Source organism: Bauldia litoralis (genome assembly GCF_900104485.1).
GTDB lineage: Bacteria > Pseudomonadota > Alphaproteobacteria > Rhizobiales > Kaistiaceae > Bauldia > Bauldia litoralis.
Genome location: NZ_FMXQ01000006.1, coordinates 25336 through 49515 on the forward strand (window position 1 = coordinate 25336; position 24180 = coordinate 49515).

20 protein-coding genes and 1 pseudogene are annotated in these 24180 nt (G+C 66.1%); 15 read left to right on the forward strand and 6 right to left on the reverse strand.

What is annotated here, in order from left to right:
* Positions 1-117: 117 nt before the first annotated feature.
* Positions 118-2328, reverse strand: coding sequence for a SulP family inorganic anion transporter (locus BLT60_RS14510; RefSeq protein ID WP_090877242.1), 2211 nt, complete (start codon positions 2326-2328; stop codon positions 118-120).
* A gap of 199 nt (positions 2329-2527) precedes the next feature.
* Between BLT60_RS14510 and BLT60_RS24770 the strand changes: the two genes are divergently transcribed.
* The 9 genes from BLT60_RS24770 (at position 2528) to BLT60_RS14555 (ending at position 11296) form a co-directional block, all read left to right on the forward strand.
* Positions 2528-3247 (forward strand): hypothetical protein, encoded by a 720-nt coding sequence (locus BLT60_RS24770; protein WP_090877244.1) that lies wholly within the window; start codon positions 2528-2530, stop codon positions 3245-3247.
* Positions 3244-4011, forward strand: coding sequence for a trans-aconitate 2-methyltransferase (gene tam / locus BLT60_RS14520; RefSeq protein ID WP_090877246.1), 768 nt, complete (start codon positions 3244-3246; stop codon positions 4009-4011). Before BLT60_RS24770 ends, tam begins: the two co-directional genes overlap by 4 nt.
* Positions 4012-4088: 77 nt before the next feature.
* Positions 4089-5501: a cytochrome ubiquinol oxidase subunit I gene (locus tag BLT60_RS14525; protein ID WP_090877248.1), complete on the forward strand. Its 1413-nt coding sequence runs from the start codon at positions 4089-4091 to the stop codon at positions 5499-5501.
* Between the two features lie 12 nt (positions 5502-5513).
* Positions 5514-6527 carry a cytochrome d ubiquinol oxidase subunit II gene (gene cydB / locus BLT60_RS14530; protein WP_090877249.1) on the forward strand — a complete coding sequence of 338 codons (1014 nt, stop codon included), beginning with the start codon at positions 5514-5516 and terminating at the stop codon, positions 6525-6527.
* A 123-nt stretch (positions 6528-6650) separates the two neighbouring features.
* Positions 6651-7535 (forward strand): ubiquinol oxidase subunit II, encoded by an 885-nt coding sequence (cyoA, locus tag BLT60_RS14535; protein ID WP_244521276.1) that lies wholly within the window; start codon positions 6651-6653, stop codon positions 7533-7535.
* Positions 7536-7566: 31 nt separating this feature from the next.
* Positions 7567-9603, forward strand: a complete 2037-nt coding sequence (gene cyoB, locus BLT60_RS14540) for a cytochrome o ubiquinol oxidase subunit I (protein WP_090877253.1) — start codon at positions 7567-7569, stop codon at positions 9601-9603.
* Positions 9600-10211 (forward strand): cytochrome o ubiquinol oxidase subunit III, encoded by a 612-nt coding sequence (gene cyoC / locus BLT60_RS14545; protein WP_090877255.1) that lies wholly within the window; start codon positions 9600-9602, stop codon positions 10209-10211. The genes cyoB and cyoC overlap by 4 nt, the downstream gene beginning before the upstream one ends.
* A gap of 1 nt (position 10212) precedes the next feature.
* Positions 10213-10530, forward strand: coding sequence for a cytochrome o ubiquinol oxidase subunit IV (gene cyoD / locus BLT60_RS14550; protein WP_090877257.1), 318 nt, complete (start codon positions 10213-10215; stop codon positions 10528-10530).
* Positions 10531-10585: 55 nt separating this feature from the next.
* Positions 10586-11296: a B3/B4 domain-containing protein gene (locus tag BLT60_RS14555; RefSeq protein ID WP_090877259.1), complete on the forward strand. Its 711-nt coding sequence runs from the start codon at positions 10586-10588 to the stop codon at positions 11294-11296.
* 22 nt (positions 11297-11318) lie between these two features.
* On the opposite strand, the gene BLT60_RS14560 is transcribed toward BLT60_RS14555, so the two are convergent.
* From BLT60_RS14560 to BLT60_RS14575, 5 genes are all read right to left on the reverse strand, one after another.
* Positions 11319-12539 (reverse strand): FAD-dependent oxidoreductase, encoded by a 1221-nt coding sequence (locus BLT60_RS14560; protein WP_090877261.1) that lies wholly within the window; start codon positions 12537-12539, stop codon positions 11319-11321.
* Positions 12539-13960, reverse strand: coding sequence for a glycosyltransferase family 2 protein (locus BLT60_RS14565; protein ID WP_090877264.1), 1422 nt, complete (start codon positions 13958-13960; stop codon positions 12539-12541). The genes BLT60_RS14560 and BLT60_RS14565 overlap by 1 nt, the downstream gene beginning before the upstream one ends.
* Positions 13957-14148, reverse strand: coding sequence for a hypothetical protein (locus BLT60_RS24070; protein WP_139167847.1), 192 nt, complete (start codon positions 14146-14148; stop codon positions 13957-13959). Before BLT60_RS24070 ends, BLT60_RS14565 begins: the two co-directional genes overlap by 4 nt.
* Positions 14149-14247: 99 nt before the next feature.
* Positions 14248-14736: an SRPBCC family protein gene (locus BLT60_RS14570; RefSeq protein ID WP_090877266.1), complete on the reverse strand. Its 489-nt coding sequence runs from the start codon at positions 14734-14736 to the stop codon at positions 14248-14250.
* Entirely contained in the window at positions 14717-15076 is a 360-nt protein-coding gene (locus BLT60_RS14575; RefSeq protein WP_090877268.1) for an ArsR/SmtB family transcription factor, read from the reverse strand. Before BLT60_RS14575 ends, BLT60_RS14570 begins: the two co-directional genes overlap by 20 nt.
* A 119-nt stretch (positions 15077-15195) precedes the next feature.
* Here BLT60_RS14575 and BLT60_RS14580 point away from each other — a divergent pair, with 119 nt between their 5' ends.
* From BLT60_RS14580 to BLT60_RS14605, 6 genes and pseudogenes are all read left to right on the forward strand, one after another.
* Positions 15196-16209: an ArsR/SmtB family transcription factor gene (locus BLT60_RS14580; protein ID WP_244521277.1), complete on the forward strand. Its 1014-nt coding sequence runs from the start codon at positions 15196-15198 to the stop codon at positions 16207-16209.
* The gene (gene metF / locus BLT60_RS14585) at positions 16209-17129 is read left to right on the forward strand and encodes a methylenetetrahydrofolate reductase [NAD(P)H] (RefSeq protein ID WP_090877270.1); all 921 of its coding nucleotides are present in this window, start codon (positions 16209-16211) and stop codon (positions 17127-17129) included. The genes BLT60_RS14580 and metF overlap by 1 nt, the downstream gene beginning before the upstream one ends.
* A complete protein-coding gene (locus tag BLT60_RS14590) occupies positions 17126-17500 on the forward strand; it encodes a VOC family protein (protein WP_090877271.1) in 375 nt (124 codons plus the stop codon). The genes metF and BLT60_RS14590 overlap by 4 nt, the downstream gene beginning before the upstream one ends.
* A gap of 6 nt (positions 17501-17506) precedes the next feature.
* A pseudogene (gene metH, locus BLT60_RS14595) lies at positions 17507-21246 on the forward strand (methionine synthase).
* A gap of 81 nt (positions 21247-21327) precedes the next feature.
* Positions 21328-22173, forward strand: coding sequence for a S1 family peptidase (locus BLT60_RS14600; protein ID WP_175478453.1), 846 nt, complete (start codon positions 21328-21330; stop codon positions 22171-22173).
* 217 nt (positions 22174-22390) lie between these two features.
* Positions 22391-23806: a TrkH family potassium uptake protein gene (locus BLT60_RS14605; protein WP_139167848.1), complete on the forward strand. Its 1416-nt coding sequence runs from the start codon at positions 22391-22393 to the stop codon at positions 23804-23806.
* The last annotated feature ends 374 nt before the right edge of the window (positions 23807-24180 follow it).

The following is a 24180-nucleotide window of genomic DNA, read 5'->3' on the forward strand; positions in this document are numbered from 1 at the left end:
GACGGGGAGCGCATATATCGAAAATCTTGTGCATCGTATTGGGCGCGGGTCCGCAACCTTGGTACACGGATTCGTTGTCACAGGACTGTCATATTGCCCGTCGTCCGAAGGACGGCGTCAGTCGGCCATGAAACGGAGGACGCGGTTGGTGCCGTCGAGGCGGCCGGCGAGCATGGTGGCCATTGCCTGATGGAGCGCCAGCGCGACTTCCGGGGCCTCGGCCCGAAGCTGATCGATCGACGCCCTGCTCAGGCGCCAGAGCTTCATGTCCTCCTCGCTGACCACCGAGGCGGTGCGCGGCGTTTGCAGGTAATAGGCAAGCTCCCCGGCGATCGCGCCCGGACCGATCGTCGCCAGCCGGACTGGCTGGCCGGTGGCCGACCGCACCTGGACTGCGGCATGACCCGACTCGACCAGAAAGATATCGTCCGACACTGCGCCCTGCTCGATGAAACAGGTATCGGGCGGGATGTCGCGCGCCTCGAAATGCGGGGCGATCCGCGCCGCCATCGCTTCGTCAGACATCAGGCCGGTCAGCAGCGCCATCAGGGTTCGTGGTCCGGTAACGAACTCGGGATGGGCCTCGGTGAGCAAGGCGTCCTCGCACCAGCGCAGCGATGCGTCGATATCGCTGCCGAAATGGAGGTTCGGCCCGGGAAGGAGGCCGCCACGCTGCTGGGCGTTGCCGTGCTCGGTCGTCAGGGATGACAGAACCACGATGAAACCATCGCGCTCGGCGACCTGAACGAGGCGCGTGAGGCTGAGCACCGTCGATGAGTCGATGCCGGTCACGCGACCGAAGTCGATCAGGACGAAGCGGGCGGAAGCCTCGCCACTGGCGGCGTAGCGCTCGACCGCGCGCCGCAGGCGGTCGGCCGTGCCGAAAAACAGGAAACCCTGCAGGCGGATGATGACGATGGCATCGCCCAGGGCGGTAAGCAGCTTGCGGCGTTCTTCCGATGCGGCGGCGCTGCTCTGGTAGTCCCGCCCGGTCAGCCAGAGGCGCATGGTGTCGACGCGGCCATACTGGATGACAAACAGGATGACCGCGGCGACCAGCCCGAGGAAGATGCCTTGGGCGAAGCCAACACCGACGATCACGCCGAAGATCAGGACGATGACCAGATACTCCCAGCGGTCGAGCCGCCGGTAGGACGCGAAGAGCCACTGGACGAGCAGGCCGCCGCCGATCCAGATCAGCATGCCGCCGAGCAGGAAGGTGGGGATGAGGTCGAGAACGGTGCTGCCGAGGAGCAGGGCGCCGACCGCGACCGCCGCGACCAGAACGCCAACCAGCCGCGAGGTCGCGCCGAGCCGGCGGGCGAGCAGCGTCAGTGAAACCGAGGGGAAGCCGGGCATGCCGCCGACCACACCGGCGAGGAGGTTTGCCGCGCCGTTGGTGCGCAATTCGCGGTCGAGGTCGACATCGGCCCGGGTCTCCAACTCGATGCCGGTGTCGTTCATCAACTGGGACAGGACCGTCATGAAGACCATGGTCGGCATGGCGATCATCGCCAGCGCCACCGCCCGCCATTCAACGACGGCGAGGTCGGCGAGCGCGATCGGAGGCCACAGGTTGCCGTCCATCGAGACGCGGACCAGCCAGCCGTCGTCATGGAGCGAGACCGGGTCGATGGCGGTGGTGACGACGACGAGATTGAAGATCAGGAGTGTGATCAGGATGGCGCCCGGCAGGACGAGGCTGCTCGTCGCCCGCGCCTCGATGGTCGCCAGCAGCACGACGAAGAGAAGCGTCAGACCGAGATTCGTCGCGAAGGAGAGGTTCTGAAGCCGTCCGATATCGTCGACACCGGGCGTATGGCCAAAGACCAGCCCGAAGCCGCCGAGCACGATCAGCCAGCCCGTTCCGGCGAGAAAGCCTCCGACGACCGGGTAGGGGACGAAGCGAACGATCGCGCCGCCGCGCACCAGCCCGAGCCCTGCTGCGACGATGCCTGCAACGAGCGTCGAGAGGACCACGGCGACGACGACGGTGACGAAGGTCGCATCGTGGGATGCGCCTTCCGGCATCGCCGACTGCACCGCGACGACCACCGCCGTCAGGCCGATGACCGGGACTTCCTGGACCGGAGCCACAGCGCCGGGGATCGAACTGGTCAGGCCGACGACCAGGGAAATCAACGCCGTTGCGGCAAGCGCCATACCGACAGTGGCGGCAAGATGCGTGTCGAGCGTCAGCGAGAAGAGCAGGCTGCCCGCGCCGATCGACAGCACCACGGCGAGGATGCCGCAGATCAGCCCGGCGACGACAGCGGTGAACAGGCGTCCGGTCGCGGTTCCTTTCCGGTCAGTCCCGGCCGGTGCCATGTGTGCTCCCCGTTGCAGTCAGGCCGCCGTGAAACGATTGTTATTCAAGGATGTCACGCCCGGCCTGCATCGTCCACATCGGGGGGCGACAGGCGGGTGCCGCGCGCACGGTGCGTTGACATGGCGCTCGCTTCGCAGTCGCTTGGACGCGTGATACGAATCGCGGGTTTTTGCGACAGGCAGGCAGGGGGCCTAAGGGATGCGTCCGCTCAGCGGCAGGAGGTTCTCTATAACCGTTGGCTGGCGGATCGCCGCCTTTGTCGCGGTGTCATTCGCCTACCCGTATATCGCCGAGGCGCTTCAGACATTCTCCGAATGCAGCAGCAGCGACAATGGCCGCGACTGCTGGATCGTCGCGGTGTTGTCGGGAACGGTCCTTCGCGTGGCGATCCTCGGCCTCTTCGCGCTGTCGCTGATCCGCCCCGTCTGGCGACGGGCCCGGACCGTCGGCATGCCGCGGCTGACCGGCTTTATCGTTCCGGCGCTCTTCCTGCTCGACTGGCAGGTGCTGACCGTCCTCGGCGGCTACTGGCCGGTCTCCTTCGACAAGGGCATCCTCAATACCGGGCTTCCCTATTTCTCGATCCTGGCGCTGCTGATCATCCTGCTCCTCGCCGTGGCGAAGGAGCCGGAAGGATCGGGTCGGGTGCTGTGGCGTCGCCGGCGGATCTCCTGCGAATGCGGCTGGCTCGCCTCGCTCGGCGCGCTGGTGCTGGGCGCGGTGTCGGTCGGGTTGTTCGGGCTTTGGCTCGCCGCGATGACGCAAGGCGTGATGACCTCGCCCTTCGCGGCGGACGCGGTGCGGGTCGGGCGGGCGGCGAGCGTCGTCGCGCTGGTCGCGATGGTGCCGATCGTCTGGATGATCCTCGCCGAAACGCTGAGCCGGCCGCCGGGGCCGCTGAGCGGGCAGCAGAGTTGACCTGGTCGCCGGCGCAGTATCTCAAGTTCGAGGACGAGCGCAGTCGGCCGGCTGCCGAACTGCTGGCCCGCGTGCCGCTGGACGCTCCGAAGCGCATCGTCGATGTCGGTTGCGGACCGGGCAACTCGACGGCACTGCTCGCTGCCCGCTACCCGGACGCAACGCTTGTCGGCCTCGATACGTCGCCGGACATGCTGGCCGCGGCGCGCAAACGCTTGCCGAAGGCCGCGTTCATCGAGGCGTCGGTCGCGACATGGGTTCCCGACGCTTCGTTTGACCTGATCTTCGGCAACGCCGTCTTCCAGTGGGTGCCGGATCATCTGGGCGTGTTGGCGCGGCTCCTCGAGAGTTGCCAGCCGGGCGGGGTGCTGGCCATTCAGGTCCCGGACAATCTCGGCGAGCCGACGCACCGGCTGATGGCCGACGTGGCGCTGGCCGGCCCGTGGCGCAACCGGTTCGAGGCGCCGGTGGCGCGCGAGGCGATCCCGACAGCGGACGCCTATTATGACCGTCTGAGGCCGCTCGCCGCGTCGATCGACATCTGGCGCGTGACCTATCATCACGTCCTCGACGGCCCGGAGGCGATCGTCGAATGGCTGAAGGGGACGGGGCTCTTGCCCTATCTCGAGCGGCTCGAGGCGGGCGAGCGCGAAGCCTATCTCGCGGATTATCTTGAGAGAATTGCGGCGAGCCATCCGCCGCTCGTCGACGGCAAGGTGCTGCTGCGCTTTCCGCGACTTTTTGTCGTTGCGACAAGAGGGTAGCCGGTGTTGCCGCCGGGAGGCGGGGAAGCATGTTACGCTAAAGGCGACTGAGACGACTCGTTCATAAGGGGCGAACGATGGAACTCGATGCGGTCATGCTGGCGCGGATGCAGTTCGCGTTCACCATCGCCTTCCACATCATCTTCCCGTCCTTCACCATCGGCCTGTCCGCCTGGATCGCGACGCTGCTGGTGATCTGGCGGCGGACCGGCAAGGACCACTACCGCGACCTCGCCAAGTTCTGGACCAAGATCTTCGCCGTGTCCTTCGGCATGGGTGTCGTCTCCGGCATCGTCATGTCCTACGAGTTCGGCACCAACTGGAGCCACTTCTCGCTGGTCGTCGGCAATGTCGTCGGGCCGCTGATCGGCTACGAGGTGCTGACCGCCTTCTTCCTCGAGGCGACCTTCCTCGGCATCTTGCTGTTCGGCTGGAACCGCTTCCCGCCCGGCCTGCATGTGCTGGCCGCCTGTTTCGTCGCGGTCGGGACGCTGTTCTCCGCCTTCTGGATCCTCTCGGCCAATTCCTGGATGCAGTATCCGACCGGCCACGCGATCGAGAACGGTATCGCGGTGCCGGCCGACTGGCTGGCCGTGGTGTTCAGCCCGACCTTCCCGTTGCGCTTCTTTCACATGGTCTTCGCCGCCTACATCACCACCGCCTTCGTGGTGATCGCCACCGGCGCCCGCTACCTCTTGGCCGGGACGCACAAGGCGCATGCGATGACGATGCTCAAGATGGGGCTCGGGCTGGCGGTCGTGCTGGTGCCCCTGCAGATCCTCGTCGGCGACGCCTCGGGCGACGACGTGCTGCGCTACCAGCCGGCCAAGCTCGCCGCGATCGAGGCGAAGTGGGAAGCCGGTACCGAGGGGCCGGTGCCGCTGGTGCTGTTTGCGATTCCCTCCGACGAGGAGGAGCGCAACTATTTCGAGATTTCCGTGCCGCGACTGGCCAGCATCATCGTCACCAAGTCGTGGGACGGCGGTTTCGAGGGGCTGAAGGACTTCGCGGTCGACGACAGGCCGCCGGTACTGCTGCCCTTCTTCGCCTTCCGGATCATGGTCGGCCTCGGGGTGATCATGCTGGGGCTCGCCTTCTGGGGCGGCATCTCCTGGGGGCGGGGCAATCTCGGCAAGTCGCGCCTCTACCTGCGCCTCGCCTCATGGTCCTGGCCGATCGGCTTCCTCGCCGTGCTCAGTGGCTGGGTGGTCGCCGAAGTGGGCCGCCAGCCGTGGCTGGCGACCGGCATCCTGCGAACCGTCGACGCCGCGTCGCCGATCTCGGCCGCGCAGGTGGCGACGACGCTGGTGCTCTTCGTCATCGTCTATGGCATCGTGTTCTCGGCCGGTCTCATCTACATCAACCGGCTGATCAACAAGGGGCCGGGCCCGGCGACGATGGAGCCACCGGACGGCGTGCCGAACCGGCCGTTGACCGGCGCGACCGGGGCCGAAGCAGAGACAGGCACCGAAGCGACGGCGGGAGGCTGAACCATGAGCCCGATGGAGTTCTATCTCCCGATCGTCTGGGCGGTGCTGATCGCCGCGGCCGTCGGCCTCTATGTCATCCTCGACGGTTTCGACCTCGGTATCGGCATCCTCTTCCCCTTCACCAGGAAGGAGGAAGAGCGCGACACGATGATCAACACCATCGCGCCCTTCTGGGACGGCAACGAGACGTGGCTGATCCTCGGCGGCGGCGGACTGTGGGTGGCGTTCCCGGCGGCCTATTCGATCATCATGCCGGCGAATTACCTGCCCGTGATCGTCATGCTGCTGGCGCTGATCTTCCGCGGCGTGTCGTTCGAATTCCGCGGCGTCGCCAAGCCCAAGCACGGTGCGTGGGATATTGCCTTCACCGCCGGGTCGACGATCGCCGCCTTTGCGCAAGGGGTGATCCTCGGCAGCCTCATCCAGGGCATCACCGTCGTCGACAACAAGTTTGCCGGCGGCGCCTTCGACTGGCTGACGCCCTTCTCGCTGATGTGCGGCGTCGGGCTGGTGCTCGGCTACGCGCTGCTCGGCGCGACATGGCTGATCGCGCGGACCGAGGGGGAGATCGAGGCGCGGGCGAGGGGCCATGCGCGGATGCTGATGCTCGCGGTGCTGGTCTTCGTCGGCGTCGTCAGCCTGTGGACGCCGCTCGGCTTCGAGCGCATCCAGGAGCGCTGGTTCTCGACTCCGAGCATCTACTTCCTGTGGATCCTGCCGGCGGTCACCTTGCTCGTGGCCTTCGGCGCGTGGCGGTGGCTCGCCAGCGGTGCGGTGGCCAAGCCGTTCTTTGCCACCATCGCGCTGTTCCTGCTCTGCTTCATCGGCCTGGCGATCTCGACCTTCCCGTATCTGGTGCCGCCGACCCTCACCATCTGGGATGCGGCCGCGGTGCCCGACAGCCAGATCTTCAGCCTGATCGGCGTGCTGCTTATGCTGCCGATCATCCTCGGCTACACGGTCTTCGTCTACTGGACCTTCCTGCGCCACGGCAAGGTCGTGGTCGGCAGCGAGGGGTATCACTAGGTCCTGGCGTCGGGAACTGGCCTCGCGGCCGGTTCGTGCTAGGCTTGGCGCATTGCGATGATGGGACCGAGTCGCCGGTTGTGGCGACAGTGACCGGAAACCATTGGACCGCGTGGAGAGATGGTGACACAGCCACGGGCCAGCAAGCTATTCGCCATTGCCGCAGTCTGCGGACTGGCGGCGGTGACAGCCGGATGCGGCGGCGACGCGATCCCGATCGCCAATCCGAAGGGACCGGTCGGCCTGGCCGAGCGCGACATCCTGTTTCGCGCCTTCCTCATCATGCTGGTCGTCATCATTCCGGTCTTCGCGATGGCCTTCTGGTTCGCCTGGCGCTACCGAGCGACCAACAAGCAGGCGCGCTACGAGCCGGACTGGATGTCGAACAGGATCGACGCGGTCGCCTGGATCGTGCCGACGCTGATCGTCATCGCGCTCGCCTATCATGTCTGGACATCGACCCACGCGCTTGACCCCTACAAGCCGCTCGAATCCGCCGGCAAGCCGCTGGAGGTGCAGGTGGTGGCGCAGGACTGGAAGTGGCTGTTCATCTATCCGGAGCAGGGGATCGCGACCGTCAACGAGATCGCCTTCCCGAGCGGCGCGCCGCTGACGCTGCGGATCACCTCCGACACGGTGATGAACGCCCTGATCATCCCGGCGCTCGGCGGCCAGATCTATGCGATGGCGGGCATGCAGACGCAGCTCAACCTTTTGGCCGATGAACCCGGCACCTTCGTTGGCCGCAACACGCAATACAGCGGCGACGGCTTCGCCGATCAGCACTTCACCGCCAAGGCCCTGTCGGAGGCCGATTTCGAGGCCTGGGTCGCGGCGGCGAAGCAAGCCGGCGACACGCTTGACGCCACCGCCTACGCGGCGCTGGCCAAGCCGAGCAGCAAGCATCCGGTGACCTATTATTCGAGCGTCGAGCCCGAACTCTTCGTTTCGATCATCGAGAAATACGATCACGGCCTGATGACGCACGGGGCGATGGCCGCGGAATAATCCGCGTATCGGCCGGGGGGAGAATTCGCCAATGCTGGGAAGGCTGACCATCGAGGCATTGCCGCTCTACAGCGCGGTCGCCATGGGCGGTGCCCTGATCACCGTCTTCGGCACGCTGGCGGTGATGGCGGTGATCACCTGGTTCAAGGCCTGGGGCTATCTCTTCCGCGAGTGGTTCACCAGCGTCGATCACAAGAAGATCGGCATCATGTATGTGACGCTGGCGCTGATCATGCTGCTGCGCGGCTTCGTCGACGCGATCATGATGCGGACGCAGCAGGCCATCGCCGTCAATTCCGAGGGCTACCTGCCGCCCGACCATTTCGACCAGATCTTCTCGTCGCATGGCACGATCATGATCTTCTTCATGGCGATGCCGTTCCTCACCGGCCTGATCAACATCATCGTGCCGCAGCAGATCGGCGCCCGCGACGTCGCCTTTCCCTACATGAACTCGATGAGCCTGTGGCTGACCGCCGCCGGCGCGGCGCTGGTCATGGTGTCGCTGGTCATCGGCAAGTTCTCGACCGCCGGCTGGACCGCCTATCCGCCGTATTCCGGCATCGAATACAGCCCCTATGTCGGGGTCGACTACTGGATTTGGGCTGTGCTGATCTCGGGCATCGGCTCGACCCTGACCGGCATCAACTTCATCGTCACCATCCTCAAGAAGCGGGCGCCGGGGATGTTCCTGATGCGCATGCCGCTGTTCACCTGGACGGCGCTGTGCACCGCGATCCTGATGGCCTTCGCCTTTCCGGCGATCACCGTCGTGGCGACGATGCTCGAACTCGACCGCGTCGCCGGCATGCACTTCTTCACCAACGGCGACGGCGGCAACATGATGATGTTCGCCAACCTGCTCTGGATCTGGGGCCACCCGGAGGTCTACATCCTGATCCTGCCGGCCTTCGGCATCTATTCGAGCGTCGTCACCACCTTCTCCAGCAAGCGGCTGTTCGGCTACACGTCGCTGGTCTGGGCGACCTGCGCCATCGCCATCCTCTCCTTCACCGTCTGGCTGCACCACTTCTTCACGATGGGCTCCAGCGCCAACGTCAACGCCTTCTTCGGCATCACCACGATGATCATCGCGGTGCCGACCGGGGTGAAGGTCTTCGACTGGCTGTTCACGATGTATCGCGGCCGGATCCGCTTCCACGTGTCGATGATGTACACGATCGCCTTCATCGTCACCTTCGTCATCGGCGGCATGACCGGCGTGCTCTTGGCGCTGCCGCCGGCCGACTACCTGATGCACAACTCGACCTTCCTGGTCGCGCATTTCCACAACATGCTGATCCCCGGCGCGCTGTTCGGCTATTTCGCCGCGCTGAACCTGTGGTTCCCGAAGGCGATGGGTTTCAAGCTCGATGAGAAATGGGGCAAGCGGTCCTTCTGGTGCTGGGTGATCGGCTTCTACCTCGCCTTCATGCCGCTCTACCTGCTCGGCTTCATGGGCATGCCTCGGCGGATGGAGCATTACGACACGGCGGCCTGGCAGCCCTGGCTGATCGTCGCCTTCGTCGGCGCCGTGCTGATCCTCTTCGGTCTGGCTTTCCTGATCGTCCAGATCGCCGTTTCCTTCCGCAACCGCGCGGCGCTGCGCGACTGGACAGGCGATCCGTGGCACGGGCGGACGCTGGAATGGGCGATCGCCTCGCCGCCGCCGCCCTACAACTTCGCGGTGCTGCCGAAGGTCGAGGGGCTCGACGCCTTCCACATGATGAAGGATGCCGGCACGGCCTATCAGCGGCCGGCGCGCTACGAGGACATCCCGATGCCGAAGAACAGCCTGTTCGGCATGGCGATCGGCGCTTTCGCCTTCGTCCTCGGCTTTGCCGCCGTCTGGCACATGTGGTGGCTGGTGGCAGCCAGCGCCATTCTCTGCGCCGTCATCGTCATCATCCGCGCCAGCAGCGACAACACCGAATACGTGATGACCGCGGCGGAGGTCGAGGCGATCGAGAACCAGCGCTTCGAGGACCTGGCCAAGGCGCCGCCGCCCGATCTCGAGCATATTCCCGTCGGGGTCCCCGGCGCGCCGATCCCGGGGACGTCGTCATGAGCGACACGACAGCCGCGACGCCGGCCGGGGCGGAGGCCGCGCACGACGCCGAGCGCTACGCGGAGAAGGACTTCGGCTTTTGGATCTACCTGATGACCGACGCGGTCATCTTCGCGCTGCTCTTCGCCACCTATATCGTGTTGTCGCGTGGCACTGCCGGTGGGCCGACGGGCAGCGACCTTTTCAGCCTGCCTCATACCTTCGGCGAGACGATGCTGCTCCTCGTCAGCAGCACGACCTTCGGCATGGCGAGCCTCGCCGCGCGGGCCGGTAACCGGGGCGGGGTGCTGGCCTGGCTGGCGATTACCGCGGTGCTCGGCCTCGCCTTTGTCGGCATGGAGATCCAGGAATTCGCCGGCATGATCGCCAAGGGCGCCGGGCCGGATCGCAGCGGCTTCCTCTCCGGCTTCTTCACGCTGGTCGGCACCCACGGGGTCCACGTCAGCGTCGGGCTGATCTCGATCGTCGTGATGATGGGCCAGATCGCCACCAAGGGGCTGACCGTCCCGGTCTTGTCGCGGCTGATGCGGCTCGCGCTGTTCTGGCATTTCCTCGACATCGTCTGGATCGGCATCTTTTCGGTCGTCTACCTTCCCGGGGTGCTCTGACATGCAACACACCGCCTCGACCCAGGGTCCCGACCTCCGCGCCTACCTGACCGGGCTGGTGCTGGCGCTGATCCTGACCGCAATCCCGTTCGCGCTGGTCTATTTCAAGCTGCTATCGACCGGACCGACCGTCGCCGCGATCGTCATCGCCGCAATCGTCCAGGTGCTGGTGCACCTGCGCTTCTTCCTCCACATCGATTTCAGGCGGACGCCGAAGGAGAACCTGCTGACCCTGTTCTTCGCCTGCTTCCTGATCATGGTGATGGTCGGCGGATCGCTGTGGATCATGATTGACCTTCACTACCGGATGGCGTTGTAAAAGCTGCCTCTCTCCCGTCGCGGGGAGGGGAGTCCACGGTGTATCCGGTAGCCCCATGAACATCGACATTTCGGACATCATCGCCGACTTCCCCGACTTTCGCGTCGCCGTGATGATCGCCGACGGGCTGGAGATTGGCGGCGATCGTCCGGATGCGCTGGAGGCGATCATCGCCGAGCGCGAGGCCGCCGCCCGGGAGGCATGGGCGGGGCGGGAGCTTTCCGAGATACCCGGCGTCGCCGCATGGCGGCGCGCCTATCGCGCCTTCGGTATCAAGAAGACCAGCTACCGCTCGTCGGTCGAGCGGCTGGTCAAGAATGTCCAGGCGGGCAGGGGGCTGCCGCGGATCAACCCCTTCGTCGATGCCTATAACGCGGTGTCGCTGACCCATGTCATGCCGCTCGGCGCCGATGACCTGGCCAGGGTGAGCGGCGACCTCGCCTTCCGCTACAGCCGGCCCGGCGACGAGTTCCTCGACATGGCCTCCGGCGCCGGCGACGCGCCGCAGTCCGATCCGCCGAAGCCGGGCGAGGTGGTCTATGCCGACGACGAGAAGATCCTCTGCCGGCGCTGGAACTGGCGACAGGACCTGCGGTCGCTGGTGACGGCGCTGACCGACCGGGCGGTGGTCACGGTGCAGTCGAACGGCGAGGGCGACCTCGATGCGGCGGTGGCGGATCTCGGCGACCTCGTCGGCCGCTTCGCCGGCGGCACGGTGCGGGTGACGATCGCCGACCGGCGACAGCCGCTGGTCAGCCTGCGATGACGGAAACGGACGGCGCGACAGTCTAGGCCCGGCCGAGCACCCGGTCGGCGCATTGCTCGGCAAAATAGGGCGCCATGGTCAGCTTGCCGGGATCGACGGAGTGGAAGCGCCCGCGGCTGGTGACGCCGATTTCGTAGCGCCGGTGCAACTCGCTGCCGGGGTCGTAGATGTCAGTGGCGCCCCAGGCGACGATAGCGCCACCCTTCACCGTCGCTTCCGGCAGCGCGGCGGGATCGAGCCCCCTCAGCGCCGGGACGATATCCTTCATCGCCGTCAGCGTGCCCTCCAGCACCTCGCTGCGGAGCGGGTCGTCGGGGTAGGTCGCCCATTGCGGCGGGGCGAGGTCGCGCGAGATCGCCCGGACGCAAGCCGGATACCAGGTCAGGTAGGTGAGGCCCTCGCCATAGCTGACCACCTCGCCGAAGGGGCCGAGGATGAAGGTCGCGCTGGGCGGCCTTTCGGCGCCTTCGGGGAAACGAAAGCTGACGCCGTATTTCAGGCGATGTACCCAGGCGCGCCCGGTCTCGAGGCCGACGGCCTCGTTGAGCGCCAGTCGTCCGCACCACAGCGCGTTGACGACCTGGTCGAACGGCTCGGCGACCGCGCCGCTCCCCTCCCGCCCGATGACCGTCATCTGGTCGGCCTCGTCGCGTGCATCGAGGACCTCGCAGCCGAGTCGGGTTTCGATCCGCGGATGGTCGGCGATGCAGGCGCGCACCGCCTCGCCGACAACCATCGGGTCGATGGCGACTTCGGCCGTCTGGTAGGCATCGACGGCGAGTTCGGGGTCGAAGCCGGCTGCGCGTTCGGCGGCCGACAGGCGACGCGGCGGCGCGGTCAGGTCCATGCCGAAATAGGCCGAGGGATCGCTCGCGGCCTGCTCGGCGATCAGTGAATGAACGGTGCCGAGATAGGCGGCGATCTCGTCGGCCGGCTGCTGCGCGTCGCGGTGGATGACATAGGTGGCGGGCGCCGAGGTCCTGAGGGCGGGCGAGGCGGCGCCGAGATGGCGCTTGAGGAACGGCTCGAAGGACAGCGCCCCGATCATCATCGTCCTGGCCGTCTTCAGGCTCCGGTCCCCGGCATACATGTAGCCCAGGTGGATCTTGCCCTCGTTGGCGGCGCCGGCCCGCGTCAGCAGGCTGTCGTTCCGATCGAAGATCGTGACATGCGCGCCCCTGTCGGCCATTGCCAGCGCGGCGCAGCAACCCTGCAACCCGCCACCCAGTACGGCTACCCGCATCAGTTTCCTTTCGCTTTCTTTCCGGCGCGTTGCTCGGCGCTCTGTTCGTGGTCGGCCAGCGGGTCGTCGTCGCGGGGCACGCGACGTATCCAGACCATGCAGAATCCGAGGATCCGCTGATCCATCGATCGCCCGAGCTTGACCGGGCTGGTCGGCGCCTCGATGGAAATCGTCAGGCGGCAGATGTCCGCTGACGGCAGGTCGATTGTCGCCATCCGTTCGGTCCGGCTCATCGTCATGGTGACCGGCTGCTCCGAATTGATCCGGAACGTGACGGCTTCTTCGTCGCGGAGCGGAAAGCCGCAGATCTCCAGTGACGAAGGGATGTCGTCCGGCTCGTCATCGGGGCGCGAGAAGAGAATCTCCGAGGTCGCGGCCGAGGTCCAGCGCGACTTGCCGTCGTTCATGTGCCAGCCACGGCCGACATGGCCATCGGCGGCGGCCTTGCCGACGGCCACCTGCTGGCCGATGGGCAGCGGCGGCGGCCGTGAGGTGAACTGGCGGTGCTTGCCGACCATTTCGCCCTTGCCGACGCCGCTGAAGAGCGCCTGCGTCGTGGTGGGGTGGACGCCGATCCTGGCCAGTGCCCGCTCCGCCAGGGACTGGAGGGGACGCTCGCGCCGCGCCAGTCGCTTCTGCATGCGCACCCGTTCGTTGGCCTGCTGCACGGCGATGCAGTGCATCATGTTGAGCCGTTCCGCCATGCCGTCCTCGAGCCAGCCCCAGGCCCGGTCGTGCTCGGGGGATTCCGGGCTGATATAGGAATGGCGGCGGGCGCCGGAGTGGATGCACAGGACCGAGACATAGGGGTGGTAGATCATCTTGCGGCCCTGGCGATGGGCGCGGTGCAGCCACTCCTGCGACGGCGACAGGCGCGTCTCCTCGGGCTGCATCCACGGCCCGACCGCGCCGCAGATGTCCCGGCGGACCGCCCAGCAGGACGAGATGACGAAGCTCTCCGGGTCGAAAGCGCCGTCGCCGGTCGCGCCGTCGAGCGTCAGCTTGTCCCGGTCGACATCGGCGGGGCCGGTGTCGAGGCCGGCATGCCGGAAGGCGATGACGGGTGACCACGAAATCTCGGCGCCGGTGTCGCGCATGAAGGCCAGCCGGCGGCCGATATGATCGGCGAAATAAAGGTCGTCCTGGTTGAGGAACATGACGAAGGCGCCGCGGGCAAGCTCGACGCCGCGATTGTGCGGCGAGGACTGGTGTCCGGTATTGGCGGGCAGGTTCTCGAACCGCAGCCGGGGGTCGTCGAAAGCACGGATCGCCGCCTCGGTCTCGGCATTGCAACCGTCGCCGACGACGATCAGTTCCCAATCCGCGAAATCCGACGCCAGCACCGACCTGATGGCGAAGGAGACGACCTTCGGCCGATTATAGGCCGAGATGATGATCGATGCGGCAGGCGCGGCAGTCATTCGGCGACGTTTCCATTCCTGACATGACGCAGCGTGGTCGTCGCCAAATTCATATCGAATCTGATGATCGGGATGAGCATTGGCCGCTGGCGATAGCCAATGGTTTTCTTAGCGTGGCCACCCTGATCGTCAAGGGCGCCACGGTCGGTCAGGCGGCCAGGTTTCCGCCGCGGGAACTTGGTTCGCATAGCACGGTATCGTGCCATGCCGACACATTTCGGACGTCCGTCGCCGACAGGAACCTCCGCCGTCGGGAAGCGCCGCCGGCCATGCCGACGGCGGCCCGCTCAGCCGAGAAACTGCTCGAGGCAGTCGAGGCTCGAGGTCCAGCCCATGTTGTGGCGGTCGCGGCCTTCGGTGGTCTCGAAGAGGCGCTGGACGAGCTTCAGCCGCGTGCCGTCTTCGGTCGGTTCGAAGGTCAGCTCGACGAGCGTTTCGTGACCGCGGCTGCCGTCGGGCTGCTCCCAGCCCCAGGTCATCACCAGCCGGCGCGACGGGGTTATCTCGTGATAGACGCCCGAAACGGCGTGCGGTTCGCCCTCGGCGTTGCGCATCACTGTCCGCCAGGCACCGCCCTGTCGCACGTCCATGCTGCGCTCGGGTGTGTGGAAACCCTCAGGCCCCCACCACTGGACGAGGATGTCCGGGTCGGTCCAGGCGGCGAAGACCGTCTCGGGCGGCGCCTTGAAGACGCGCTCGACGACCAGCGTCCGGTCGGCCTCCGAGCCCTCGCGGACGGCGGAGGCACTGTTGGCGTTACTTGTCGGGTCGGCCATTGTCGCTTTCCTCTCCTTCACGAGCCGCGAGCAGTTTTTCGAGGCGGTCGAAAGACCCCTCCCAGAACCGGCGATATTGCTGCATCCAGTCGTCGACCACCTGGATCGCCTCTGGGCGAATGCGGCAGACCCGCCACTGGCGGGCAACCCGCCGCTCGATCAGGCCGGCCTCCTCGAGGACGCGCAGGTGCTTGGAGATCGCCGGCTTGCTGATGGCGAAGGGGGCGGCGATCTCGCCGGCCGAGTGCTCGCCCTCGGTAAGGAGGCGCTCGACGATGGCAAGACGCGTCGGATCGGACAGGGCGCCGAACACGGTGGTGACGGCGGGGGCTGCGGCCATGACAGCATCTCCATTATTTAATCAAATGGTTAATTTATTGGCCTGTGTCTGTCAATGACGACGGCGCCGGATGTCAGGGCTTTTCACGACATATAAAGATATGTATATGTTCACAACAAATGATCAGCGGCACCGAGACCATGCAGGAACGATTCTCCATCGATGCGCTTCTGGCCGCGCTGCGGGCGGCCGGCGAGTCGTCGCGTCTGCGAATCCTGTCGCTTCTCCATCAGGCGGAGTTGTCGGTAAAGGACCTGACCGCGATCCTCGGCCAGTCGCAGCCGCGTATCTCCAGGCATCTCAAGCTGTTGTCCGATGGCGGGCTGATTGATCGCTATCCGGAAGGCGCCTGGGTCTTCTACCGCCTGACCGAGGGCAGGGCCGGGCGGCGCTTCGCCGATGAACTGCTGGCCGCGGCCGATCCGGACGATCCGGTGCTGGCGCGCGACCGCGAGCGGCTTGCCCAGATCAAGCAGGATCATGCCAGCGAGGCGGATCGCTATTTCACCGAGAATGCCGGTGCATGGGACAAGATCCGCGCCCTGCATGTCGCCGAGGATGCGGTGGAGACTGCCGTCGCCGACCTGATCGGCGAGCGGCCGTTCGACAGCCTGCTCGATCTCGGTACCGGCACCGGGCGGATGCTGGAACTCCTCAATCCGCTCTACAGCCGGGCGATCGGCGTCGACGCGTCGTCGAGCATGCTGGCGGTTGCCCGCGCCAATCTCGACCGCGCCGGCATCGGCAATGTCCAGGTCCGGCTTGGCGACATCTACAACCTGCCGCTGCCGCGCGATTCCTTCAATCTCGTGGTCGTCCACCAGGTGCTGCATTTCCTCGACGATCCGGAGCGGGCGCTGGCCGAGGCGGCGCGGGTGCTGCGACCCGGCGGCCGGCTTCTGATCGTCGACTTCGCCCCGCACGATCTCGAATTCCTGCGGGAAGAACACGCCCACCGGCGGCTCGGCTTCGGCCGTGACCAGGTCGCCCAGTGGGTCCAGGCGCCCGGCCTGAAGCTCGACCAGGTGGTCGAATTGCCGTCGGGCGATGACGATGAACTCAAGGTGATCCTGTGGCTTGCCAGGGATCAAAGAATCGCCGTCGCAGGCGACGCCGATCGGGAGGTAGCGTGATGCAGGATAAAGACAATCGCCCAAGCCGGCTGCTGGGAGCCGACTCCAGTTTTCGCGTCTCCTTCGAGTTCTTCCCGCCGAAGACCCCGGCGATGGAGGAGAAGCTCTGGCAGTCGATCGAGCGCCTGGCGCCCCTGGCGCCGAACTTCGTCTCGGTGACCTATGGCGCCGGCGGTTCGACCCGCGAGCGCACCCACGCGACCGTGACGCGGATTCTCAAGGAAACGCCGCTGCGTCCCGCCGCCCACTTGACCTGCGTCGCCTCGAAGCGCGACGAGGTCGACGAGGTAGTGCGCGGCTATGGTCAAGCCGGCGTCCGGCACATCGTGGCGCTGCGCGGTGATCCGGTCGACGGGGTAGGCACGGCGTACGAACCCTATCCGGGTGGCTATGCCAACAGCGCGGAACTCGTTGCCGGCATCAAGAAGGTCGGTGATTTCGAGATTTCGGTCGCCGCCTATCCGGAGAAGCATCCCGAGAGCCGCAGCCTTGCCGCCGACATCGACATGCTGAAGCGCAAGGTCGATGCCGGCGCCGACCGCGCCATCACCCAGTTCTTCTTCGACAACGACCTCTACGAGGCCTATGTCGAGCGGGTGCGGGCGGCCGGCATCAATATCCCGATCGTTCCGGGCATCGCGCCGGTCCACAACTTCGCCCAGGTGGCGCGTTTCGCGGCCGGCTGCGGCGCCTCGGTGCCGGACTGGCTGGCGCAGCGCTTCGAGGGGCTGGAGGACGATCCGGCGACACGGCAGCTGGTCGCCGCCGCGGTCGCGGCCGAACAGGTGCTCGACCTCGTCGATCGCGGCGTCACCGACTTCCACTTCTACACGATGAACCGCGCCGACCTGGTCTATGCCATCTGCCACCTGCTCGGCATGCGGCCGGCCAAGCCGGCGCCGACCGAGGCCGCGGCGTGACCTTCCTCGGCATCGATCACATCCAGATCGAGGTGCCCGAGGGCGGCGAGGACGCGGCGCGAGGCTTTTATGTCGATCTGCTGGGGCTGGAGGAAATCCCGCGGCCGCGCGAGAATGCGGGACGCAGCTTTCTCTGGGTGCGGCTCGGCGAACAGGAAGTTCACTTTCGCTGCGGTGCCGGCTTTCGGCCCGCGGCGCTTGCCCATCCGGGCATCCTCGTCGATGACATCGGCGGACTGGCGGATCGCCTGACCGCGGCGGGGCAGGAGATTACCCGCGCCGACTCGATTGCCAAGGACCGGTTCCACATGCGCGACCCCTTCGGCAACCGGCTCGAATTCATTGCCGCCAAGGCGGGCGTAACGGAGTAACGAACCATGGCTGACTACAGCGAAACCGAGAAGCGTCTCCGCGACGCCGCCGCCAGGCGCGTGCTCGTGCTCGACGGCGCGATGGGCACGATGATCCAGGGGCTGAAGCTCACCGAGGCGGATTTTCGCGGCGAGCGGTTCAAGGACTGGCCGAGCGACCTCAAGGGCAATAACGATCTGCTCAACCTGACCCAGGGCGAGCATATCAAGAGCTTTCACCTCGAATATCTGCGCGCCGGCGCCGATATCGTCGAGTCGAACACCTTCTCCTCGACCTCGATCGCCCAGGCCGATTACGGCATGGAGGCGCTGGCCTACGAGTTGAACCGGGAAGGCGCGCGGCTTGCCCGCGAGGCCTGCGACGAGGTCACCGCCGAGACGCCCGACCGGCCGCGCTTCGTCGCCGGCGCGATCGGCCCGACCAACCGCTCGGCTTCGATCTCGCCCGACGTCAACAACCCCGGTTTTCGCAACGTCACCTTCGACGACCTCGTCGCCGCCTATGGCGAGGCGGCCAGCGGCCTGATCGACGGCGGCGCCGACTTGATCCTCTACGAAACGATCTTCGACACGCTGAACGCCAAGGCCGGCGTTATGGCGCTGGAGAATGTCTTCGCCGAGAAGGGCGTGCGGCTGCCGGTGATGATTTCCGGCACGATCACCGATCTCTCCGGGCGGACGCTGTCCGGCCAGACGCCGACCGCTTTCTGGTATTCGCTGCGCCATTCCCACCCGCTGACCATCGGGCTCAATTGCGCGCTCGGCGCCAAGGAGATGCGGGGCCATATCGACGAGATTTCGCGGATTGCCGATACGCTGACCTGCGCCTATCCCAACGCGGGCCTGCCGAACGAATTCGGCGAATATGACGAGAGCCCGGAAGCGATGGCGGCGCAACTCGGCGAATTCGCCGAAGCCGGGCTGGTCAATATCGTCGGCGGCTGTTGTGGAACGACGCCGGATCACATCCGGGCGATCGCCAAGGCCGTCGAGGGGGCGGCGCCGCGCGTGCTGCCGACGGCAACACCAAAGCTCCGGCTATCCGGTCTCGAGGCATTTGAAGTCGCATCATGACAAAACCAACAGCCACCTTCGTCAATATCGGCGAACGCACCAACGTCACCGGCTCGGCCCGCTTCCGCAAGCTGATCACAGCGGGCGACTATGACACCGCGCTCGAGGTCGCCCGCGACCAGGTCGAGAACGGGGCGCAGGTCCTCGACGTCAACATGGACGAGGGCCTGCTCGATTCCGAAGCGGCGATGGTCACCTTCCTCAACCTGATGGCGGCGGAACCGGACATCGCCCGCGTGCCGGTGATGATCGACTCATCGAAATGGTCGGTGATCGAGGCCGGGCTGAAGTGCGTCCAGGGCAAGTCGATCGTCAACTCGATCTCGATGAAGGAAGGCGAGGGGCCGTTTCGCGAGCAGGCGACCAAGGTGCGCAATTACGGCGCCGCGGTCGTCGTCATGGCCTTCGACGAGGAGGGCCAGGCCGACACCTTCAAGCGCAAGACGGAGATCTGCGCCCGCGCCTATCGCATCCTGACCGAGGAAGTCGGGATCGAGCCGAGCGACATCATCTTCGACCCGAACATCTTCGCTGTCGCCACCGGCATCGAGGAGCACAACAATTACGGCGTCGACTTCATCGAGGCGGTGCGCTGGATCCGGCAGAACCTGCCGGGCGCCCATATCTCCGGCGGCGTGTCGAATCTGTCCTTCTCGTTCCGCGGCAACGAGAGCGTGCGCGCGGCCATGCATTCGGTGTTCCTCTACCACGCGATCCAGGCCGGCATGGACATGGGCATCGTCAATGCCGGCGCGCTGCCGGTCTATGACGACATCGACCCGGAACTGCGCGAGCTGGCCGAGGACGTCGTCCTCAACCGTCGCGAGGATTCGACCGAGCGTCTTCTGGAAGTCGCCGAGCGCTACAAGGGTGGCGCGTCGGCGCGCAAGGAGGTCGACCTCGCCTGGCGCGAATGGCCGGTCAACGAGCGGCTGTCGCATGCGATGGTCAAGGGCATCACCGACTTCATCATCGAGGACACCGAGGAGGCGCGCGCCGCGGCCGACAAGACCCTCGACGTCATCGAAGGCCCGCTGATGAGCGGCATGAACGTCGTCGGCGACCTGTTCGGCTCCGGCAAGATGTTCCTGCCGCAGGTGGTCAAGTCGGCGCGGGTGATGAAGCAGGCGGTCGCCTACCTGCTGCCCTACATGGAGGAGGAGAAGCGGATCTCCGGCTCCGAGGAATCCAACCTCGCCGGCCGCATCCTGCTCGCCACCGTCAAGGGCGACGTGCATGACATCGGCAAGAACATCGTCGGCGTCGTCCTCCAGTGCAACAACTACGAGGTCATCGATCTCGGCGTCATGGTGCCGGCGGCGAAGATCCTTGAGACGGCGCGCGAGAAAAAGGTCGACATCATCGGCCTCTCCGGCCTGATCACCCCGTCGCTCGACGAGATGTGCCATGTCGCGGCGGAGATGGAGCGCGAGGGCTTCGAGGTGCCGCTGATGATCGGCGGCGCCACCACCAGCCGGGTCCATACGGCGGTGAAGATCACCCAGAATTACGAGCGCGGCCAGACCGTCCATGTGCTCGATGCCAGCCGGGCGGTCGGCGTCGCCGGCAGCCTGCTCGGCGCGACGCGGGGCGACTACATGGCCGGCATCCGCGACGAGTATCGCAAGGTGGCGGAGGGCCACGCCCGTGGCCAGGCGGACAAGAAGCGCGTGTCGATCATCAAGGCGCGCGAGAACCGCCACGCCATCGACTGGCCGGCCTTCACGCCGACGGCGCCAAGTTTCCTCGGTCCGCGCCCCTTCGACGACTACCCGATTGCCGAACTGGTCCCCTATATCGACTGGACGCCGTTCTTCTCGGCCTGGGAGATCAAGGGAACATACCCGCTGCTTCTCGACGATCCGAAGGTCGGCGAGGCGGCGCGTTCGCTGTTCAACGACGCCCAGGCGATGCTTACCAAGCTGGTCGAGGAAAACTGGCTGACGGCGCGCGGCGTTGTCGGCTTCTGGCCGGCCAATGCCGACGGCGACGACATCGTCGTCTATGCCGACGAGACGCGGACAACCGAACGGGCGCGCCTGCATACGCTGCGCCAGCAGATCGCGCGCTCCAGCAACCGGCGCAAACATGTGGCGCTGGCCGACTTCGTCGCGCCGGTCGGCAGCGACCGGGCCGACTATATCGGCGGCTTCGCCGTGACCGCCGGCATCGGCGAGGAAGCGATCGCCGAGCGCTTCTCGCGGGCCAATGACGACTATTCCAAGATCCTCAGCCAGGCGCTGGCCGACCGGTTGGCGGAGGCCTTCGCCGAGCGGATGCATGAGCGCGTCCGCAAGGAACTGTGGGCCTATGCGCCGGACGAAAACCTCACTCCGGCCGAACTGATCGGCGAAGGCTATGATGGCATCCGGCCGGCGCCGGGCTATCCCGCCCAGCCCGACCACACGGAGAAGCAGACGCTGTTCGATCTCCTCGACGCCGAGGCGGCGACCGGCATCCGGCTGACCGAGAGCTTCGCCATGTGGCCGGCCTCCTCGGTTTCCGGCGTCTATTTCGCCAATCCCGAGAGCTACTATTTCGGCGTCGGGCACATCGAGCAGGACCAGGTCGAGGACTATGCGCGGCGCAAGGGCTGGTCGATGGCCGAGGCCGAGCGCTGGCTGGCGCCGATCCTCAACTACCAGCCGGGACGGCGGGACGCGGCGGAATAGGCGTCCCCGTTTGGCAAATGGCGCTGCCGGTTGTATCAGATGCGGCCCCGCCCACCATCTGACGGTCTGCCGGCCCGCATCATGAAATCAATCGTCCTTCCCGCGCTTGCCCTGGTTCTGTCGACCGCCTTTGCGAGCGCCAATGTCATCGACGGCACCGACGACCGGGACTCGCTCCTGGTGATCGGGCCATCGCTCGGCCTTTCGCCGGACGAGATCGACCGCATCCGCAAGGTGTCCGGCTATGTCGGCTGCTTCCAGCCGACGCCGTCGCTGGGCTCAGGCGCGCTGTTCCTCAACAACCAGCAGATCCTGACCGCGGCGCATATCTTCTTCGATCCGGAGACCGGAGCGCGGCGCTCGTCGTGCTTCTTCAAGACACAGGACTGGGAGGCGGTGAAGATCGACCTGGCGCCCGAGTCCGCGGTCTTCGGGGCGCTGCCGCCGAAAGCCGGCTCGAATTACGACTTCGCCGTGGTGCCGCTGGTTTCGCCGGTGCCGGGCGCCGAGCCGTTTCCGGTGGCGGAGGACAAGGCGGTGAAGGCCGGCGACGAGCTGATCGTCGTTACCGCCCATCCGGCGGGAATGGAGAAGGCGGTGCCCAACGAGGTGCCGGTGGTGCAGGGCTGCAAGATCCGGCGGGTGCCGATCTCGTCGAGCATCACCTCCTTCTACCGCTCCGATTGCGACGCCAGTGGCTCGTCCTCCGGCGGCATGAACCTGTCGCGGGTCGATGGCGAACTGGTCTATCGCGGCATCACCATCACCACCGGGCTGTGGCGCGAGCCGGCGCTGCATGGCGCGCCCTATGACGAGAAGCGGGGCAGCGTGACGACGTCGCTCGGCACCGACGCGGCGATCCTCGAGGCCGGGCGAAAGCTTGCCGTCGAGACGCGATTCTGGTCGGCCGGACCGGCGACCGACTGATCCGGCCATTCGCCGGCGATTGCCGTTGCGGATAGCCGATCGCACCGATCTGGGCTAAAGGGACCTCTCCAGTTCAGCCGTCGCGGGATTCGCGGCGGTTCGCTTCGCCGCATATGGTATCGGCGGGAGGAGACAGGCGCGGGGTCTTCCCGAAGACGAGCCGCCGTCGCGACGGAGTCCGCATTTGCTGCCTCAAATCTGGCCGGCGATTCTGACCTTGGGCTGGATCCTGTTTGCGATCGCGGCCGGCGAGGGGGTGATGGCGCTCTTCGCCCTGGCGACGCAGGACGGGCATGCCGAGGAATTCGCCGTTTCGGCGGTGATCACGGCGCTGGTCGCCGGCGGCTGCGTCCTGACCACGCGGGGGCGCACCTTCGAACTCAGGTTCCGCGACGCGACGCTGCTGACGGTCGTCGCCTGGATCGTCGTTCCGGCCTTCGCCGCGCTGCCGCTGATCGCCGAACCGGTCAGCCTGCCGGTCGTCGACGCCTATTTCGAGATGGTGTCGGGCATCACCACAACCGGCGCGACGGTGATGGTCGGGCTCGACGGCGTGGCGCGCTCGGTGCTGCTGTGGCGCTCGACCACCCAGTGGATCGGCGGCATCGGCATCATCGGCTTCGCCATCGTCATCCTGCCTTTCCTCAAGATCGGCGGGATGCAGCTCTTCCGGCTGGAATTCACCGAGCGCTCGGAGAAGTCGCTGCCGCGGATGCGCAGCATCGCCACGGCGATCGTCGAGATTTACGTGACGCTGACCGCCGCCTGTTTCGTCGTCTACTGGATGCTCGGGATGACGCCGTTCGACGCGCTCAACCACGCGATGACGACGATCTGCACCGCCGGCTTCTCGACCCATGACGCGTCCTTCGGCTATTTCGACAGCCCGGCGCTCGAATGGGCGGCGATCCTGTTCATGGTGCTCGGGGCGCTGCCCTTCCTGTCGCTCCTGCGGATGCTGCGGGCCGGCTCGCTGCAGGACCGGTTCGACACCCAGGTCACCACCTACCTGGCGCTGCTCGTCATCCTCGTCGCGGTCTTCGCCCTCTGGCTCTTCCTCGCGGTCGGGTTCCCGGGGAATACGGCGATGACCAAGGCGGCGTTCAACGTCGTCTCGATCGCCACGACGACCGGCTTCACATCGAGCGACTATGTCCTGTGGGGGACCTTCGCCTCGGTATGGTTCTTCGCCCTCAGCTTCGTCGGCGGCTGCACCGGATCGACGGCCGGGGCGATCAAGATCTTTCGCTTCAAGGTGATCTATGCGGTCATCCGCCAGCACATCCAGCGGTCGATCTACCCGAATGCCGTGGCGCCGATCCGCTACGGGCGCCGGGTGATTCAGGACGAGCAGGCCGCCTCGGTCGGGGTCTTCGTGTTCATCTATTTCGTCGCCTTTGCCGTCATCGCGGTGGTGATGGCGGCCTTCGGCATGGGCGGCGAGACCAGCCTCTCGATCGCCGCCTCGGCGATCGGTAATATCGGCCCCGGCATCGGCGAGGTCGTCGGGCCGACCGGCAATTTCTCAAGCCTTCCCGATGGCGCCAAGATCGTCATGTGCCTGGCGATGATCATGGGGCGGCTGGAAATCCTCGCCGTGCTGATCATGTTCATGCCGAGCTTCTACCGCTAGCGGCCAGGGAAGTCGGGGGCTCGGGGCAGGGCTGGCCGGGGATCGGGCACAAAAAAGCCGGGCACCTCGCTCCCGCGGGCCCGGCCGAACCGAACAACTCAATCTACAAAAATCTTGTGGCCCCTTACAGGGCGCCGATAACTACTGCAGCAACAAAAAGGAACGCGGCACACACCATCGCCATATGGAGCGGACGGGCAAGGCTCATCATGGTTTGCTCCTCCGGTTCCGAATTATGACTAAAGTGTAACCGTGGATTTCCGATCGGCAAGCATTTTGTGTTGTGCAGTGCAAAAGCAGCGTCGGTCGATACCGGTGTTTCGCCTCTAAGTCGTTGATAATAATGGAAGAATGGCTGTGGAAAAAGTGCGGCC

Coding starts and splice junctions, on each gene's coding strand:
- BLT60_RS14510 (WP_090877242.1), bottom strand. CDS start 2,328: ATGGCACCGGCCGGGACTGACCGGAAAGGAACCGCGACCGGACGCCTG.
- BLT60_RS14560 (WP_090877261.1), bottom strand. CDS start 12,539: ATGCGGGTAGCCGTACTGGGTGGCGGGTTGCAGGGTTGCTGCGCCGCG.
- cydB (WP_090877249.1), top strand. CDS start 5,514: ATGGAGTTCTATCTCCCGATCGTCTGGGCGGTGCTGATCGCCGCGGCC.
- cyoB (WP_090877253.1), top strand. CDS start 7,567: ATGCTGGGAAGGCTGACCATCGAGGCATTGCCGCTCTACAGCGCGGTC.
- cyoD (WP_090877257.1), top strand. CDS start 10,213: ATGCAACACACCGCCTCGACCCAGGGTCCCGACCTCCGCGCCTACCTG.
- BLT60_RS14570 (WP_090877266.1), bottom strand. CDS start 14,736: ATGGCCGACCCGACAAGTAACGCCAACAGTGCCTCCGCCGTCCGCGAG.
- BLT60_RS14555 (WP_090877259.1), top strand. CDS start 10,586: ATGAACATCGACATTTCGGACATCATCGCCGACTTCCCCGACTTTCGC.
- BLT60_RS24770 (WP_090877244.1), top strand. CDS start 2,528: ATGCGTCCGCTCAGCGGCAGGAGGTTCTCTATAACCGTTGGCTGGCGG.
- BLT60_RS24070 (WP_139167847.1), bottom strand. CDS start 14,148: ATGCGAACCAAGTTCCCGCGGCGGAAACCTGGCCGCCTGACCGACCGT.
- BLT60_RS14525 (WP_090877248.1), top strand. CDS start 4,089: ATGGAACTCGATGCGGTCATGCTGGCGCGGATGCAGTTCGCGTTCACC.
- BLT60_RS14575 (WP_090877268.1), bottom strand. CDS start 15,076: ATGGCCGCAGCCCCCGCCGTCACCACCGTGTTCGGCGCCCTGTCCGAT.
- cyoC (WP_090877255.1), top strand. CDS start 9,600: ATGAGCGACACGACAGCCGCGACGCCGGCCGGGGCGGAGGCCGCGCAC.
- BLT60_RS14580 (WP_244521277.1), top strand. CDS start 15,196: ATGATCAGCGGCACCGAGACCATGCAGGAACGATTCTCCATCGATGCG.
- metF (WP_090877270.1), top strand. CDS start 16,209: ATGCAGGATAAAGACAATCGCCCAAGCCGGCTGCTGGGAGCCGACTCC.
- BLT60_RS14565 (WP_090877264.1), bottom strand. CDS start 13,960: ATGACTGCCGCGCCTGCCGCATCGATCATCATCTCGGCCTATAATCGG.
- BLT60_RS14600 (WP_175478453.1), top strand. CDS start 21,328: ATGAAATCAATCGTCCTTCCCGCGCTTGCCCTGGTTCTGTCGACCGCC.